This window comes from Micromonospora sp. NBC_01796 (assembly GCF_035917455.1).
In the GTDB taxonomy this organism is placed as follows: domain Bacteria; phylum Actinomycetota; class Actinomycetes; order Mycobacteriales; family Micromonosporaceae; genus Micromonospora_G.
Genome location: NZ_CP109078.1, coordinates 3,834,561 through 3,847,494, shown reverse-complemented (window position 1 = coordinate 3,847,494; position 12,934 = coordinate 3,834,561). Strand labels below are relative to the sequence as shown.

The 12,934-nt window shown below is 69.6% G+C and carries 15 protein-coding genes; 6 read left to right on the top strand and 9 right to left on the bottom strand.

The genetic code is table 11. The features are described 5' to 3' along the window. The 3 genes from OIE47_RS17790 to OIE47_RS17780 all read right to left on the bottom strand — a co-directional run bounded on the left by OIE47_RS17790 (position 1) and on the right by OIE47_RS17780 (position 2,625). Entirely contained in the window at positions 1–1,413 is a 1,413-nt protein-coding gene (locus OIE47_RS17790) for a PhoH family protein (RefSeq protein ID WP_326562594.1), read from the bottom strand. Positions 1,414–1,913: 500 nt separating this feature from the next. Then, on the bottom strand, positions 1,914–2,249 hold the full coding sequence (locus tag OIE47_RS17785; protein WP_326562593.1) for a hypothetical protein: 336 nt from the start codon (positions 2,247–2,249) through the stop codon (positions 1,914–1,916). Between the two features lie 31 nt (positions 2,250–2,280). Beyond that, on the bottom strand, positions 2,281–2,625 hold the full coding sequence (locus OIE47_RS17780; RefSeq protein WP_326562592.1) for a hypothetical protein: 345 nt from the start codon (positions 2,623–2,625) through the stop codon (positions 2,281–2,283). Between the two features lie 264 nt (positions 2,626–2,889). On the opposite strand from OIE47_RS17780, the gene OIE47_RS17775 reads away from it, so the two are divergent. The 3 genes from OIE47_RS17775 to otsB all read left to right on the top strand — a co-directional run bounded on the left by OIE47_RS17775 (position 2,890) and on the right by otsB (position 4,735). Next, positions 2,890–3,330, top strand: coding sequence for an XRE family transcriptional regulator (locus OIE47_RS17775; protein ID WP_326562591.1), 441 nt, complete (start codon positions 2,890–2,892; stop codon positions 3,328–3,330). A gap of 161 nt (positions 3,331–3,491) precedes the next feature. Beyond that, a complete protein-coding gene (locus tag OIE47_RS17770; protein ID WP_326562590.1) occupies positions 3,492–3,857 on the top strand; it encodes a hypothetical protein in 366 nt (121 codons plus the stop codon). Positions 3,858–3,910: 53 nt separating this feature from the next. Next, positions 3,911–4,735 (top strand): trehalose-phosphatase, encoded by an 825-nt coding sequence (otsB, locus tag OIE47_RS17765; protein ID WP_326562589.1) that lies wholly within the window; start codon positions 3,911–3,913, stop codon positions 4,733–4,735. Positions 4,736–4,848: 113 nt separating this feature from the next. Here otsB and OIE47_RS17760 read toward each other — a convergent pair whose 3' ends face one another. The 4 genes from OIE47_RS17760 to OIE47_RS17745 all read right to left on the bottom strand — a co-directional run bounded on the left by OIE47_RS17760 (position 4,849) and on the right by OIE47_RS17745 (position 8,871). Continuing rightward, positions 4,849–5,619 carry an isoprenyl transferase gene (locus tag OIE47_RS17760; RefSeq protein ID WP_326562588.1) on the bottom strand — a complete coding sequence of 257 codons (771 nt, stop codon included), beginning with the start codon at positions 5,617–5,619 and terminating at the stop codon, positions 4,849–4,851. A gap of 45 nt (positions 5,620–5,664) precedes the next feature. Beyond that, complete coding sequence (locus tag OIE47_RS17755) at positions 5,665–6,789, bottom strand: NAD(P)/FAD-dependent oxidoreductase (protein ID WP_326562587.1); 1,125 nt, start codon at positions 6,787–6,789, stop codon at positions 5,665–5,667. Between the two features lie 2 nt (positions 6,790–6,791). After that, on the bottom strand, positions 6,792–6,956 hold the full coding sequence (locus OIE47_RS17750) for a hypothetical protein (protein ID WP_326562586.1): 165 nt from the start codon (positions 6,954–6,956) through the stop codon (positions 6,792–6,794). 73 nt (positions 6,957–7,029) lie between these two features. Beyond that, entirely contained in the window at positions 7,030–8,871 is a 1,842-nt protein-coding gene (locus tag OIE47_RS17745; protein WP_326562585.1) for a phosphoenolpyruvate carboxykinase (GTP), read from the bottom strand. A gap of 489 nt (positions 8,872–9,360) precedes the next feature. Between OIE47_RS17745 and OIE47_RS17740 the strand changes: the two genes are divergently transcribed. From OIE47_RS17740 to OIE47_RS17730, 3 genes are all read left to right on the top strand, one after another. Next, entirely contained in the window at positions 9,361–9,903 is a 543-nt protein-coding gene (locus OIE47_RS17740) for a GtrA family protein (protein WP_326562584.1), read from the top strand. Between the two features lie 67 nt (positions 9,904–9,970). After that, positions 9,971–10,642, top strand: a complete 672-nt coding sequence (locus OIE47_RS17735; RefSeq protein ID WP_326562583.1) for a GtrA family protein — start codon at positions 9,971–9,973, stop codon at positions 10,640–10,642. 14 nt (positions 10,643–10,656) lie between these two features. Beyond that, positions 10,657–11,217, top strand: a complete 561-nt coding sequence (locus tag OIE47_RS17730; RefSeq protein ID WP_326562582.1) for a MaoC/PaaZ C-terminal domain-containing protein — start codon at positions 10,657–10,659, stop codon at positions 11,215–11,217. A gap of 41 nt (positions 11,218–11,258) precedes the next feature. Here the strand turns inward: OIE47_RS17730 and OIE47_RS17725 are convergent, their stop codons facing one another. Further along, a complete protein-coding gene (locus tag OIE47_RS17725) occupies positions 11,259–11,828 on the bottom strand; it encodes a PH domain-containing protein (RefSeq protein ID WP_326562581.1) in 570 nt (189 codons plus the stop codon). 140 nt (positions 11,829–11,968) lie between these two features. Beyond that, positions 11,969–12,856, bottom strand: coding sequence for a biotin--[acetyl-CoA-carboxylase] ligase (locus tag OIE47_RS17720; protein WP_326562580.1), 888 nt, complete (start codon positions 12,854–12,856; stop codon positions 11,969–11,971). Positions 12,857–12,934 lie beyond the last annotated feature (78 nt).

Genomic DNA, 12,934 nt, shown 5'->3' with positions numbered 1-12,934 from the left:
TTACAACGGGATGTCCTCCAACAGATCGGTGACAACCTCCGCGATCGGGGACCGTTCCGACCGGGTCAGCGTGACGTGCGCGAAGAGCGGGTGCCCCTTGAGCGCCTCGATCACCGCGGTGACCCCGTCGTGCCGGCCGACCCGGAGGTTGTCGCGCTGGGCGACATCGTGGGTGAGCACCACCCTGGACCCCTGACCGACCCGAGACAGGACGGTGAGCAGGACCCCACGCTCCAGCGACTGCGCCTCGTCCACGATGACGAAGGCGTCGTGCAGGCTCCGGCCCCGGATGTGGGTCAGCGGGAGCACCTCGAGCATCCCGCGGGCGAGCACCTCGTCCATCACGTTGTCGTGCACCACGGCGCCGAGGGTGTCGAAGACCGCCTGGGCCCACGGCGACATCTTCTCCGACTCCGACCCCGGCAGGTAGCCCAACTCCTGGCCACCGACCGCGTAGAGCGGGCGGAACACGATCACCTTCTTGTGCCGGCGGCGCTCCATCACCGCCTCCAGCCCGGCGCAGAGCGCCAGCGCGGACTTCCCGGTGCCGGCCCGTCCGCCGAGCGAGATGATCCCGATCGACTCGTCGAGCAACAGGTCCAGGGCGATCCGCTGCTCCGCCGAGCGCCCGCGCAACCCGAACGCCTCCCGGTCGCCGCGAACCAGCCGTACGGTCTTGTCCGGGGCGGTACGGCCGAGCGCCGAGCCCCGGGGCGAGTGCAGGACCAGACCGGTGTGACACGGCATCCCGGCCGCCTCGTCCAGGTCCAGCGGCTCACCCGCGTACAGCTGGTTTATCTGCTCCTCCCCCAGCTCCAGCTCGGCCATGCCGGTCCAGGTCGGGTCGCTGGCCTGGCCGTGCCGGTACTCGTCCGCGGTCAGGCCGACCGAGGCGGCCTTGACCCGCAGCGGCATGTCCTTGCTGACCAGGATCACCTCGCGGCCCTCGGCGGCGAGGTTGAGCGCGACCGAGAGGATCCGCGTGTCGTTGGACTCGTTCCGGAAACCGGGCGGCAGCACCGAGTCGTCGGCGTGGTTCAGCTCGACCCGCAGCGTGCCGCCGGCGTCGTTGGTCGGCACCGGCTGGTCCAGCCGGCCGTGCTTGATCCGCAGTTCGTCGAGCATGCGCAGGGCCTGGCGGGCGAACCAGCCCAGCTCCGGATGGTGTCGTTTCCCCTCCAACTCGGAGATCACCACGAGCGGGAGGACGACCTCGTGCTCGGCGAACCGGTGGAAAGCCGCCGGGTCGGAGAGCAACACCGAGGTGTCCAGAACATAGGCACGGCCGGTTGGTGCGGGCTCCAGACCGGCGGCCGGGGCCGTGGTGGCCCTCCGTCCGCCCTTTGCACGGCCGGTCGCGGGAGTCGCGCCCGGGTCCTGGTCGGCCCTGGAGTTGGTACGGCGAGTCGTCACAGGCTGCTCCGGCGGGCGTGCACCCGGTCCACCCGCGTTCCGCCTCGTCCGGTGCCCGGAACCACGGGGTCGGATGCGGGCCCCATGGATCAGTACTCAGAGTCCGGGCCGGCCGGCTGGCGTGGGAGGACCCCTCGCCATGCCTAGACGCTAGCTGCCGGACGCCGACGCGGCTAGGGCATACGGAATGCATCTCGCCATAGCCCGCCCGCCCCTCGTCCGCGCCGGTGACAGCCGCGCGTCCGTACCGGTAACAGCAGGTGAGCACGGTCGGGGCCGGATCCGGCGGACCGGGCCGACCCACCGGTGGAACCCGCCGGGCCGGGAGTCCGCTCGACCCCCGACCCGGCGGTACGGAGACCGGCCGGGATGCATGCCCCCTGCGCGCACCCCGGCCGGTGGGATCACCGTCACCGGTCTGACGTGATCCCGACGGTGCGCGTCCGCCGCGGACGACGCACCGTGATCGCGAGTGACCGCTCACCCCACCGCGCCACCGGCTAAGCGTTCCGGCCGGCGTACGCGTCGGTGGAGTGCCGTCCGCCGTTGGTTGCGGTCCCCGCGAAAGAAGAACCCGTGTACGTCGTGCCCTGGTCCCCGGCGGCGGGGTCCGGGGCGGATGGAGTACCGGCCGGTGGGCCGGCAAGTACCGAGGCGATGGCGGCCTGGGCTTCCCGCCGACGGCGGTTCCAGGCCCCCCGGTCGCCGTCGAAGTAGCCCTGGCGGTAACCGAACCGGTAGCCGATCCGGTAACTGAGCTGGCCGTGCAGTCGCCCTGCGGCGTAACTGGACGAGCCAAGCAGGAGTACGAGGAAAACCGCGAAGAAGGGGCTCATCGGGCCACCCCGGCCGGTACGTGTCGCCCGTTCATGAGTCCTCCGACTCGGTCGGGGTGGGATCGGCGATGAGCAGCCGATCGAGATCGTCCGTACTCACCTCTTCGACCAGCTCGACACTGATCCGGCAGCCGTCGAGCACGATCTCGGCCACCGAGGCCCGACGGATCTCCCCGCCCGCGTCGTAGACCCGCACGCTCAACTCGGGGCAGCCCAGGTGCGTACGCCACGAGTTCCACTCGGCCCGGTCGCCGACGTTCAGCGACAGGTAACGACAACCACGGGCCAGATAGAGGCGCCACGGGGCACTGAGCCCGGCGGCCACCCCGTCGGCGATCAACCCGAATGCCTGGGCACGGGTTGCGAGTTCGGTCACCGAATCCCTCCTGTCACGAGGAAGTGACCCACGTGAGCACAGATGGTCTCAAGCACGTGACACACGTTAGATCGTCCCACGTACGTGACAGTATCATCTTTTCGTCTGATTACCCCCAGACCTGCGTACCACTAGTCTGACCACGTGATACCCCTCAACACGAGCACCAAGTCGTTTACCGGGATCCCCACCCAAGTGTCACGTGCACGGCACGAAAGCACACCGCCCCCGGCAGAATCGGACGACTGGCCGTACCGTCACCGCGTGCCGGACAGTGCCCACGGGCGCAAGATCGCCTTCGCCGCCTTCGTACGCAAGGCCCTCGACGACGCCCGCGCCACCCGGGCGTGGTCCGGCACGGAGGTCTCCCGCCGTACCGGCGTCTCCCGCCAGACCATCAACCGATGGGTACGCGGCGAGTGGGCCAGCGACCCGGAGGCCGAACGCGTCGTCGCGTTCTGTGAAGGACTCGGCATCCCGCCTACCACCGCCTTCGGGGTGCTCGGCTGGGACCGGGCCACCTCCGGACGACCCGCCCCGAGCGCTCCGCCGATGGATCCGGACGTCGAGGCGCTGCTCCGCCGACTGGTAGATCCAAATGTCTCCGAGGCGGAGAAATTTCACATCAGAGAGACAATCAGATATCTGGCTTACCGGCCCACCTTGCCAGGAGATGTCCGAAAAGGGGGTAAGCGGGCAGGCTAGTTCCTCAAATGGCGCAAGAATCAACATGCGTCTCACGCGTACCGCACCAGCACCTGAACACGCGCGCTAACGTGCCTTTTCGTACTGCTTGGGCTCGTCGTCGGCGGGGGGACGGGACAAAGCCGAACCCAGCCCTGCGGGACAGAAGGAGGGGTCTAGCCATGACCCTGAAATGGATGGCAGTCATGGTCGCGGCGGTGTCAGTGACACTGTGCGTGACCGCCAACGTCGTGCTCGGCACGGTCAACGGCGCGGAACTTCCGGTTGTGGTGAACATGATCGCTCTCACCGCCACCGGGGTCGCGACCGTTCTTGCCGTCGTCGCCGATCTGCACGAACGACTCAACGAGCGGGTCACCGCGCTCACCGAATTCCTCATTGCCCGCCTGAACGAACTCGACAGCCACGCGGGCGACCGCAACACCGGGTTCGTCGAGGGCTACCTGCTCAGCCACCCCGACCCGTCGGTAGTGCCGATCGGGCCACGGATGCACAGCCGACGGGCCATGCTCGGAGGCGACGACTGAAGGTTCAGCTGGACTCCATCTAAGACCGTAACGACCGGGGTACGCTGACGCCCGTGCGGCCGATCAACACGGGCAATCAGCGCCCGACCCGTCCCCTGACTGCGGAACAGGCCTGGCAGGCCACCACCGGCCGGGCCGAGCAGTGCGTGCTCTTTTTCGACTTCGACGGCACGCTCGCCCCGGTCCAGGACGACCCGACCGCGGTCCAGCCGGCGCCGAAGGTCCTCGCGGCCCTCGACGCCCTGGCCGGTGCGGTCCAGCGGGTGGCGATCGTCTCGGCCCGCCCGGTCGAGTTCCTCCGCGACCACTTCAACGGGCTGACCGAGGTCGACCTCTACGGCCTCTACGGGCTGGAACACAGCCACGGCTCCGGCGAGACGGTGACCGAGCCGACCGCGCTGCCCTGGGTGCCGACCATGGCCGAACTGGCCCAGCAGGCCCGCGACGAGCTACCCGGCGGCACCCTGGTCGAGTACAAGCGGCTCTCCGTCGCCCTGCACTACCGCACCGCGCCGCAACTTGGCCCGGCCATCGAGTCCTGGGGCCGGGAGCAGGCCGAACGCCGTGGGCTGCGGGTGCAGGTCGGGCGGATGGTCATCGAGATCAAGCCCCCGGTCGACCGGGACAAGGGCATGGTCATCGGCGAAGCCGTACAGGGCGCCGGGTGTGCGTGGTACTTCGGCGACGACGTCTCGGACATCAAGGCGTTCGCCGCGCTGCGCGCCCGCGAGGAGACCCACCCCGACTTCTTCGGCGTCTGTGTCGCGGTCGCCAACCCGGAGACCGGCGAAGAGGTCGCCACCGCCGCGGACCTCACCATCGACTCCCCCGAAGCCCTCGGCGACTTCCTCACCGAAGCCGTAAACCGCTTCAACTGACCCCTTCCCTCCCCACGTGGCTCCGTGGCCCCTCTCGTAGAGAAAGAGGGGCTATGGCGCGGTTTCGCACTCTTCCACTACAAGAGCGGACCGGGGGTGGGGTGCGGGGTGGGTTAGACGCCGTAGCGGCGTTGGCGGCTGGCGTACGAGCGCAGGGCGCGGAGGAAGTCGACGTGGCGGAAGTCGGGCCAGTTCGCGTCGCAGAAGTAGAACTCGGAGTGCGCCGACTGCCAGAGCAGGAAGCCGGACAGGCGCTGCTCCCCGCTGGTACGGATGACCAGGTCCGGATCGGGCTGACCACGGGTGTAGAGGTGCTCGGCGATGTGTTCCACGTCGAGGACCTCGGCGAGTTCCTCGATCGTCCCGCCGGCGGCGGCGTGTTCGTAGAGCAGTGACCGTACGGCGTCGGCGATCTCGCGGCGGCCGCCGTACCCGACGGCGATGTTCACCTGGGCGCCACCGGCCCGTTCCCGGGTACGTTCCTCGGCGGCCTTCAGCGCGGTGGCGGTCTGTGCCGGTAACAGGTCCAGTGCGCCGACCATCCGGAGCCGCCAGGGGTTGCCCTCCTCGGCGAGTTCGACGACCAGGTCCTCGATGATCTGGAGCAGCGGGTCCAGTTCGCTCGCCGGCCGGCGCAGGTTGTCGGTGGCGAGCAGGTAGAGCGTGACGTGCCCGATGTCGGCCTGGTCGCACCATTCCAGGACATGTTTGATCTTGGCGGCACCGACCCGGTGGCCGTCGTTCGGGTCGACGTAGCCCATCTCGCGGGCCCATCTTCGGTTGCCGTCGCACATCACGCCAACGTGCTGGGGCACGGGCTTACCGGCCAGCTTCGCCGCCAACCGCCGTTCGTACGCTGAGTAGACCAGGTCCCGCAGAGTCATCCCCTGCAGACTAACGACCTAAATCCTGGGGCGAGCCGGGGGCGCCTATCCGAGGGCGGCGAGTCCGCGTCCGATCTTCCGCATGGTGCGCAGGTCGAGCAGCCCGTCACCGAGCCCCAGCTCGACCATGACCCCGAAGACCCGCCGGTCACGCTCTGCCGCCCGGATGGCCGCGTCGACCACCACCCGGTGCCGGGCCAGCCGCGCGACCGCCGAGCTGTGCCGCAGGTGCCGGCCGAGCCGGCGACGCAGCGCGTGGGCGTACCGGTCGGCGGCGTGGCGCGGGGAACGGGCCGCGGCCGTACCGGCGAGGGCGCCGGAGAGGACGGCGTAGAAGATCCCCTCCCCGGTGAACGGATTGATCAGGGAGAGCGCGTCACCGGCGAGCACGATCCGGCCCCGGCCGGGCGCCGGTCGGCGGGTGGACAGCGGCAGGTGGTGGGCGCGCAGGTCGGTCACGGAGTCGGGGGCCAGGTCGGGCAGGAGGGTGTGCAGACCGTCGATCAGGCGGGATCGGCTGACCGGGGTGCCGCGCAGGACCTCCCCGTACCCGACATTGGCCCGGCCGTCGCCGATCGGGAACGACCAGGCATAGGCCGGCCACCCGGGGCCCGAGGTGATGATCTGCTGTTCGAGCGGCCCGTTACCGGCCGGGGCGTAGCCCCGGATGGCGATGGCGAGATGGCCGTCGGGGTTGTTGCCGTGTCCGAGCGCCCGGCGGACCACCGAGCCGGCGCCGTCGGCGCCGACCACGGCCCGCGCGGCCAGCATCCGATCCAGCACCACCCGGTCGGGCCGGGTTTCGATCCGGCGTACGGTGTGCCGCCGCAGTTCCGCACCGGCTGCTACCGCGGCGGCGACCAGGCGGGCGTCGAAGACCCGCCGGGGGACCGTGTACGCGGGCCGGGGCAGCGGTCGGGCGACCTGGCCCCCGCCCGGTGCCACCAACCGCAGCGCCGGCACCTCCGCGAAGCCGTCGACCGCGTCCCGGACCCCCAGTTCGGCCAGTACGTCCAGGGTGTGTGCGGCGATCCCGTCCCCGCACGCCTTGTCCCGGGGGAAGTCGGAGCGGTCAAGCAGGAGGACGCTCGCACCGGCCCGGCAGGCGGCCAGCGCGGCGCTCGCACCGGCCGGGCCGGCACCGATAACGGCAACGTCGTAACAGTCCATGGTCACCGGGTCGGTCCGGCCGTCGGCGCGGGGCAGGTCGGGCCGGCCGTCGGCGCGTGGTCGAGCGGGCCGGCGGTCCGTGCGTACCCGATCGGGCGTCCGGTCGTGGCGGTGGCGGGCGGGAAGCGGGACGGCCGCCGGGCGTGGGTCCCGGCGGCCGTTGTCATGCTGCTGATGATGCCCGGTTCCGGGCGAGACGGATAGCTTGTCCCGCCTCGGCCGGCGTGTCCTTTCCTCCGCTCAGGCGGGCTGCTCGGCGTCCAGGCGGGCCCGGAGCGCGTCCAGTTCGGCCCAGAGCACGCCCGGCAGCTTGTCCCCGAACTTCTCGAACCACTCGTTGATCATGGGCAGCTCGTCGCGCCATTCGTCAACGTCGACCTTCAGCGCAATCCGGACATCCTCCGGGGTGAGCCCCAGCCCCTCGACGTCGAGCGCGTCCTGCGCCGGCACCATCCCGATCGGCGTCTCGACGGCGGCACCTCGGCCCTCGATCCGCTCGACGATCCACTTGATCACCCGCGAGTTCTCGCCGAACCCGGGCCAGAGGAAGTTGCCGTCCTGGTCCTTGCGGAACCAGTTGACGTAGTACACCTTCGGCAGCTTGGCGGCGTCGCCGTCGGTGCCCTTGCCCATCTCGATCCAGTGTCCGAAGTAGTCACCCGCGTTGTAGCCGATGAACGGCAGCATCGCCATCGGGTCGCGGCGCACCACACCCACCTGACCGGCGGCGGCGGCCGTGGTCTCCGAGGAGAGCGTCGCTCCCATGTAGACCCCGTGGACCCAGTCCCGCGCCTCGGTGATCAGCGGAATCGTGTCCTTGCGCCGGCCGCCGAAGAGGATCGCGTCGATCGGCACCCCGTTCGGGTCGTTGAACTCGTCCGCCACGATCGGGCACTGGGCCAGCGGGGTGCAGAACCGCGAGTTCGGGTGCGAGCTCAGTTCGCCGTTGTCCGGCGTCCAGTCCTTGCCCTTCCAGTCGATGAGGTGCGCCGGCGGCTCACCCATCCCCTCCCACCAGACGTCACCGTCGTCGGTACGTCCCACGTTGGTGAAGATGGAGTTGCCGCGGTCGAGCGTGCGCATGGCGTTCGGGTTGGTCTTCCAGTCGGTGCCCGGCGCCACCCCGAACAGACCGAACTCGGGGTTGACCGCGTACAGGCGGCCGTCCTCGCCGAACCGCATCCAGGCGATGTCGTCACCGATGGTCTCGACCTTCCACCCCGGAATGGTCGGCTCCAGCATGGCGAGGTTGGTCTTTCCGCAGGCGGACGGGAAGGCGCCGGCGATGTAGTGCACCTTCCCCTCCGGCGAGGTGACCTTCATGATCAGCATGTGCTCGGCCAGCCAACCCTCGTCCCGGGCCATCACACTGGCGATCCGCAGCGAGTAGCACTTCTTGCCCAGCAACGAGTTACCGCCGTACCCGGACCCGTACGACCAGATCTCGCGGGACTCCGGGAAGTGCGAGATGTACTTGGTCTCGTTGCACGGCCAGATCGAGTCCTGCTGACCCGGGGCCAGCGGGGCACCGAGCGAGTGCAGGGCGGGCACGAAGTTGGCGTTCTTGCCCATCGCCTCCAGCACCGTCGAACCCATCCGGGTCATGATGCGCATCGACGCGACCACGTACGCGCTGTCGGTGATTTCCACGCCGTACATGGGGTCTTCCGCCTCCAGCGGGCCCATGCAGAACGGGATGACGTACATCGTCCGTCCCCGCATTGAACCGCGGTAGAGGTCCGTCATCAGCCGTTTCATCTCGGCCGGTGCCATCCAGTTGTTGGTAGGACCGGCATCGTCCTCGTCGACCGAACAGATGTAGGTACGGTCTTCGACCCGCGCCACATCGGAGGGGTCCGTACGCGCCCAGAAGGAGTTTGGTTTGCGCTCCGCATTGAGCCGGACCAGCGTGCCTGCCTGCACCAACTCTTCGGTGAGCCGTTGCCACTCGGCCTCGGAGCCGTCCACCCAGACCACGCGTTCGGGTTGGGTCAGCTCGGCGACTTCCTTGACCCAGGCGAGCAGCTTCGAGTGGGACGTAGGAGCTTGATCGAGCCCCCGGATGGTTGCCGGAGCAGACATGACGAATCTCCTTGTGGTCGACGCTGACCGATATGAGGGGTGAAGCAACACCCGACGGGCTGGAGATGCTCGCCGGTGTAAAAGCCTGGGATTTCCACCAGCCTAAACCGAATAACCGATCGGGGCAGCGGGACCGGTTGTGAAGAACTGCACAAGATACGGTGGTTTTGCGGTAAGGCGAGCAATCTCCCGCTCCCACGCGCAGTTTCACGCAAATCTTTGCGAGCGCTCCCGGCGCGCGGCGACCGGATGTGCCGCCGGATGTACCACCGGATGTACCACCGCGACGATTCGCGGAGGGCGCGAGAACCGCACCCGGCCGAGGCGGTTGGCCTCCCAGCCGTACCACCACGTCGCACCTGTCCCGTTGTCACCGTCCGGTGACAGTGGACTCGTTGCGGTGCAGCGGTTTCGGCGCGTCCGGCGCGCCCGGCGACGACTCGCGGTAGCCGGGAGTCAGGGCGACCCCGGAGCCGGTAGGCTCGACATGTGTCAGCGACCGTAACCGGCGACCAGCCCTCTTCCCCGGGCACCCGGCAGGGCCTATTCCGCACCCTCCTCAACCGGTTCGGCCATCTCGTCCGCGAGTTGGGCAAATTCGGTCTGGTGGGTGGGGTCGCGTTTGCCGTGGACCTGGCGGTGTTCAACGTCGCCCGGCAGGCCTGGGACATGGAGACACTGAGCGCGAAGACGGTCTCCACCGTCGTCGCCGCGTCGATCGCCTTCGTCGGGAACCGGTTCTGGACCTGGCGGCATCGCGAACGCACCGGCATGGCCCGTGAATACGGGCTCTACTTCTTCTTCAACACGGTGGGTCTGGGCATCGCCCTGGCCTGCCTGGGGATCAGCCACTACGCCCTGGGCAGCGTCTGGCCCGGCGTTTTCAAGTCGCTGCTCGCCGACAACATCGCCGCGAACCTGGTCGGTGCCGCACTGGGCACTCTGTTCCGGTTCTGGTCTTATCGGCGGTTTGTCTTTGTTGGTCCGGCAGCACAGGATGCTCCGGACGTAATTACCAAGAGTGACAAGTAGCGTGACCTGGCGCCCACCTGCGCGCCGGCCGCTGCCGGTCGGAGTTGTCCTGCCCTAAGGTGACCAAATGCGTCTTGTCCGGCTGCTCCCCGACCGTTGGCAGAAGTTCGCCCGCGAGGCCGCGAAGTTCGGCATCGTGGGCGGGGTGAACACCGTCGTCAACTTCGCGGTGTTCAACGCGCTGGTGCTGACGATCTTCGTGAACGGGCAGCTCAAGGCAACGGTCATCGCCACCGTTATCGCCGCTACCAGCTCATACCTGATGAACCGGTACTGGACGTACCGGGATCGCCCGAAGTCGGCGATGCGCCGCGAATACCTCCTGTTCTTCCTGTTCAACACCACCGGGCTCGCCATCGAACTCGGTGCGGTGGCGGCGGCAAAGTACGGCCTGGGCATCCACGGGCTGCTCGCACTGAACATCGCCAAGGTCGTCGGGGTGGCCGTGGCAACGGTGTTCCGCTTCTGGTCGTACCGGACCTTCGTCTTCCAGCCGGTGGCAACCCCCGACGGCGGACACGACCACAGCGCGGACGGGCTGCTCGAACTCGACCCGGTGGCCGAACTGGCCGAGGCGGTGACCGAGTTGGAGGAGTCGTCCCACCGGGCGTCGGACGGCCACACCAACGGCAGGCCTCCGGTGGTCGAGGAGGACCTCCTCGCGGTCAAGGACGACCTGGCGGCCGAGTTCGCCGACGAACTGCGGGCCGCAGCCGCTCCCCGTCCCGCCGCCCATTGAGCGACCCGGCCACGGTGACCGGCAGCAACACCGCCCGGACCGGCCCGCCGGTGCGATCCGGTACGGGAGCCCCGGCCGACCTCTTCTTCGAGGACCTCACCCCCGGCCGGACCTTCGACCTCGGGGTGACCGACGTCGACGAGGCCGAGATGCTGGCCTTCGCGGAGCGCTTCGACCCGCAGTGGTACCACGTCGACGCCGAACTCGCCCGGGAGAGTCACTACGGGACGAGGATCGCCAGCGGCTTCTTCACGGTGAGCCTGTTCATGCGCGCGTACGTCGACCACGTGCTGTCCCGTACCGCCGCCGACGCCTCCCCCGGGCTGGAGGAGCTGCGCTGGCTCGCCCCGGTCCGGGCCGGTGACCGGCTCGCCGTCCGGCTCGACGTGGTCGACCGCAGGCACTCCACCGCCCGACCCGGACTCGGCACGGTCACCCTGAACGCCACCATGGTCCGGCTGGACGCTGACGACCAGCCGGAACAGGAGGTGCTCCGGACCAGGTTCCGCGGCTGGTTCGTCCTACGCCAGCCAACCGTGATCCCGTCCGGCGGCGGTGACGACACCGGGGTGTGACACCCGGTGCCGACGATCCGTCCGTAACCGCGCGAGCCCGGTCAGGGCTTCTCGCGCAGCGGCTTGCCCTCGCTGACGTCGGCGAGCACCTCACGCAGTTCGCCCTCGCCGAGCGAGTGCTTGTCGTGGTCCGCCTCGACCAGCTCGTAGAGCCGGGTCTGCACGTGGCTGACCTGCGGAATGTCGGTGAGTACGGTCTGCCCGCGCTCACCGGCGGACTCGATGGTCAGCGTGCCGCAGCCGAGCAGACGCTCGATGAAGTGCTGGTTCATCGTGTGGTCGTTCACCCGGCCGAGCGGGATGTCCCGCCGGTCCAGGTGGAAGACACCCTGTTGCAGGACGACCCGCTCGTTGGTGAACAGGTAGTGGGTGGCGCGCCAGACCAGGAACGGCCAGAGGCTGAGCCAGAGCACGAGTACCAGGCCGATCGCCGCGATCACGTACAGGCCGATCGTGCCGCCGTTGCCGTCGGGCAGCAGGACGGCCCCGGCGATCACCGCGGCGATGGCGAGCACCAGCACCAGTACCGGCCGGATCAGGGCCTTCCAGTGCGGGTGCAGGTGCAGCACGACGTGCTCGTCCGCGGTGAGCACATCTTCGGGGAAAGCCACGCAGAACCTCCTGGGATACGTCGGTGTTCGCGCTGACCGTAACGGCTCCGGGTTACCGGGCGCGTCACCTGATCGTCGACACTCCCCCGATGTGATCCGTCGGCGGTTCCGCCCCGGTTGTCCGACTCGGCCGCCGGTGATCAGCGCAGGTGCAGCACGTCACCGGCCGCCACCCGATGCTCACCGTCGGCTGCCAGAACCACCAACCGGCCCTCCGGATCGACCGTGCCCGCCGAGCCGACCAACTCGTCCCCGGCCGGCAGCAGGACCCGTACCCGCTGGCCGACCGTGGCGCTGTGCCGCAGGTAGGCGTCCCGCAGGCCGGACGCCTCGGCGTCGCCACCCGCCGAGCGCCAGCGCCCGTACCAGTCGGCCAGGCCGCGCAGCAGCGCCCGGAGCAACGGATCGCGGTCGACCACCTCCGCCCCGGCCAGCCGCAACGAGGTGGCCACCAGGCCCGTCGGGTTGGTCGGCAACTCGTCGGCGCGCAGGGTCACGTTCAGCCCGATCCCGACCACTACCGCCGGCGGCTCGCCCACCGTCGCCCCCGGCACCGACTCGGCCAGGATCCCGGCACCCTTCGCCGTCCCGAGCAGCAGGTCGTTCGGCCACTTCAGGCCGACCGCCAGCTCGTCGGGCAGCTCCCCGATCCGGGTCACGGCCTCGACCAGGGCCACCCCGGCGAGCAGCGGGAGCCATCCGTACGCCGCCGGGGTGACACCCGGCCAGCCACGGTCCGCGACCGGCACTCCCGGCCGGAGCAGGACGCTGGTCGCGATTCCGGCCCGGGGCGGCGACTGCCAGCTCCGTCCCCGGCGACCCCGCCCTGCGGTCTGCACCTCCGCGACCACCGCCAGCCCCTCGGGCTCCCCCGAGGTCGCGGCGGCGACCGCGTCGGCGTTGGTGGAACCGGTCTCGGCCCGCAGGTCCAACCGGGTCCAGAAGCTGTCCGGGGTGATCAGCGCCCGCCGCAGCCCGCGGCCGTCGAGCGGGGGGCGGTCAAGATCGGTGTACGGGGAGCCCGGCATCAGCCCAGCCTACGGCCGCCCCCAGGTGAGTGAGGCCAAGCCCACCCCGGCGGTCGGCGCGAGCCGGCAGGCGCATCG

Coding starts and splice junctions, on each gene's coding strand:
- OIE47_RS17785 (WP_326562593.1), bottom strand. CDS start 2,249: ATGAGCCCCTTCTTCGCGGTTTTCCTCGTACTCCTGCTTGGCTCGTCC.
- OIE47_RS17770 (WP_326562590.1), top strand. CDS start 3,492: ATGACCCTGAAATGGATGGCAGTCATGGTCGCGGCGGTGTCAGTGACA.
- OIE47_RS17760 (WP_326562588.1), bottom strand. CDS start 5,619: ATGACTCTGCGGGACCTGGTCTACTCAGCGTACGAACGGCGGTTGGCG.
- OIE47_RS17755 (WP_326562587.1), bottom strand. CDS start 6,789: ATGGACTGTTACGACGTTGCCGTTATCGGTGCCGGCCCGGCCGGTGCG.
- OIE47_RS17750 (WP_326562586.1), bottom strand. CDS start 6,956: ATGACAACGGCCGCCGGGACCCACGCCCGGCGGCCGTCCCGCTTCCCG.
- OIE47_RS17745 (WP_326562585.1), bottom strand. CDS start 8,871: ATGTCTGCTCCGGCAACCATCCGGGGGCTCGATCAAGCTCCTACGTCC.
- OIE47_RS17735 (WP_326562583.1), top strand. CDS start 9,971: ATGCGTCTTGTCCGGCTGCTCCCCGACCGTTGGCAGAAGTTCGCCCGC.
- OIE47_RS17720 (WP_326562580.1), bottom strand. CDS start 12,856: ATGCCGGGCTCCCCGTACACCGATCTTGACCGCCCCCCGCTCGACGGC.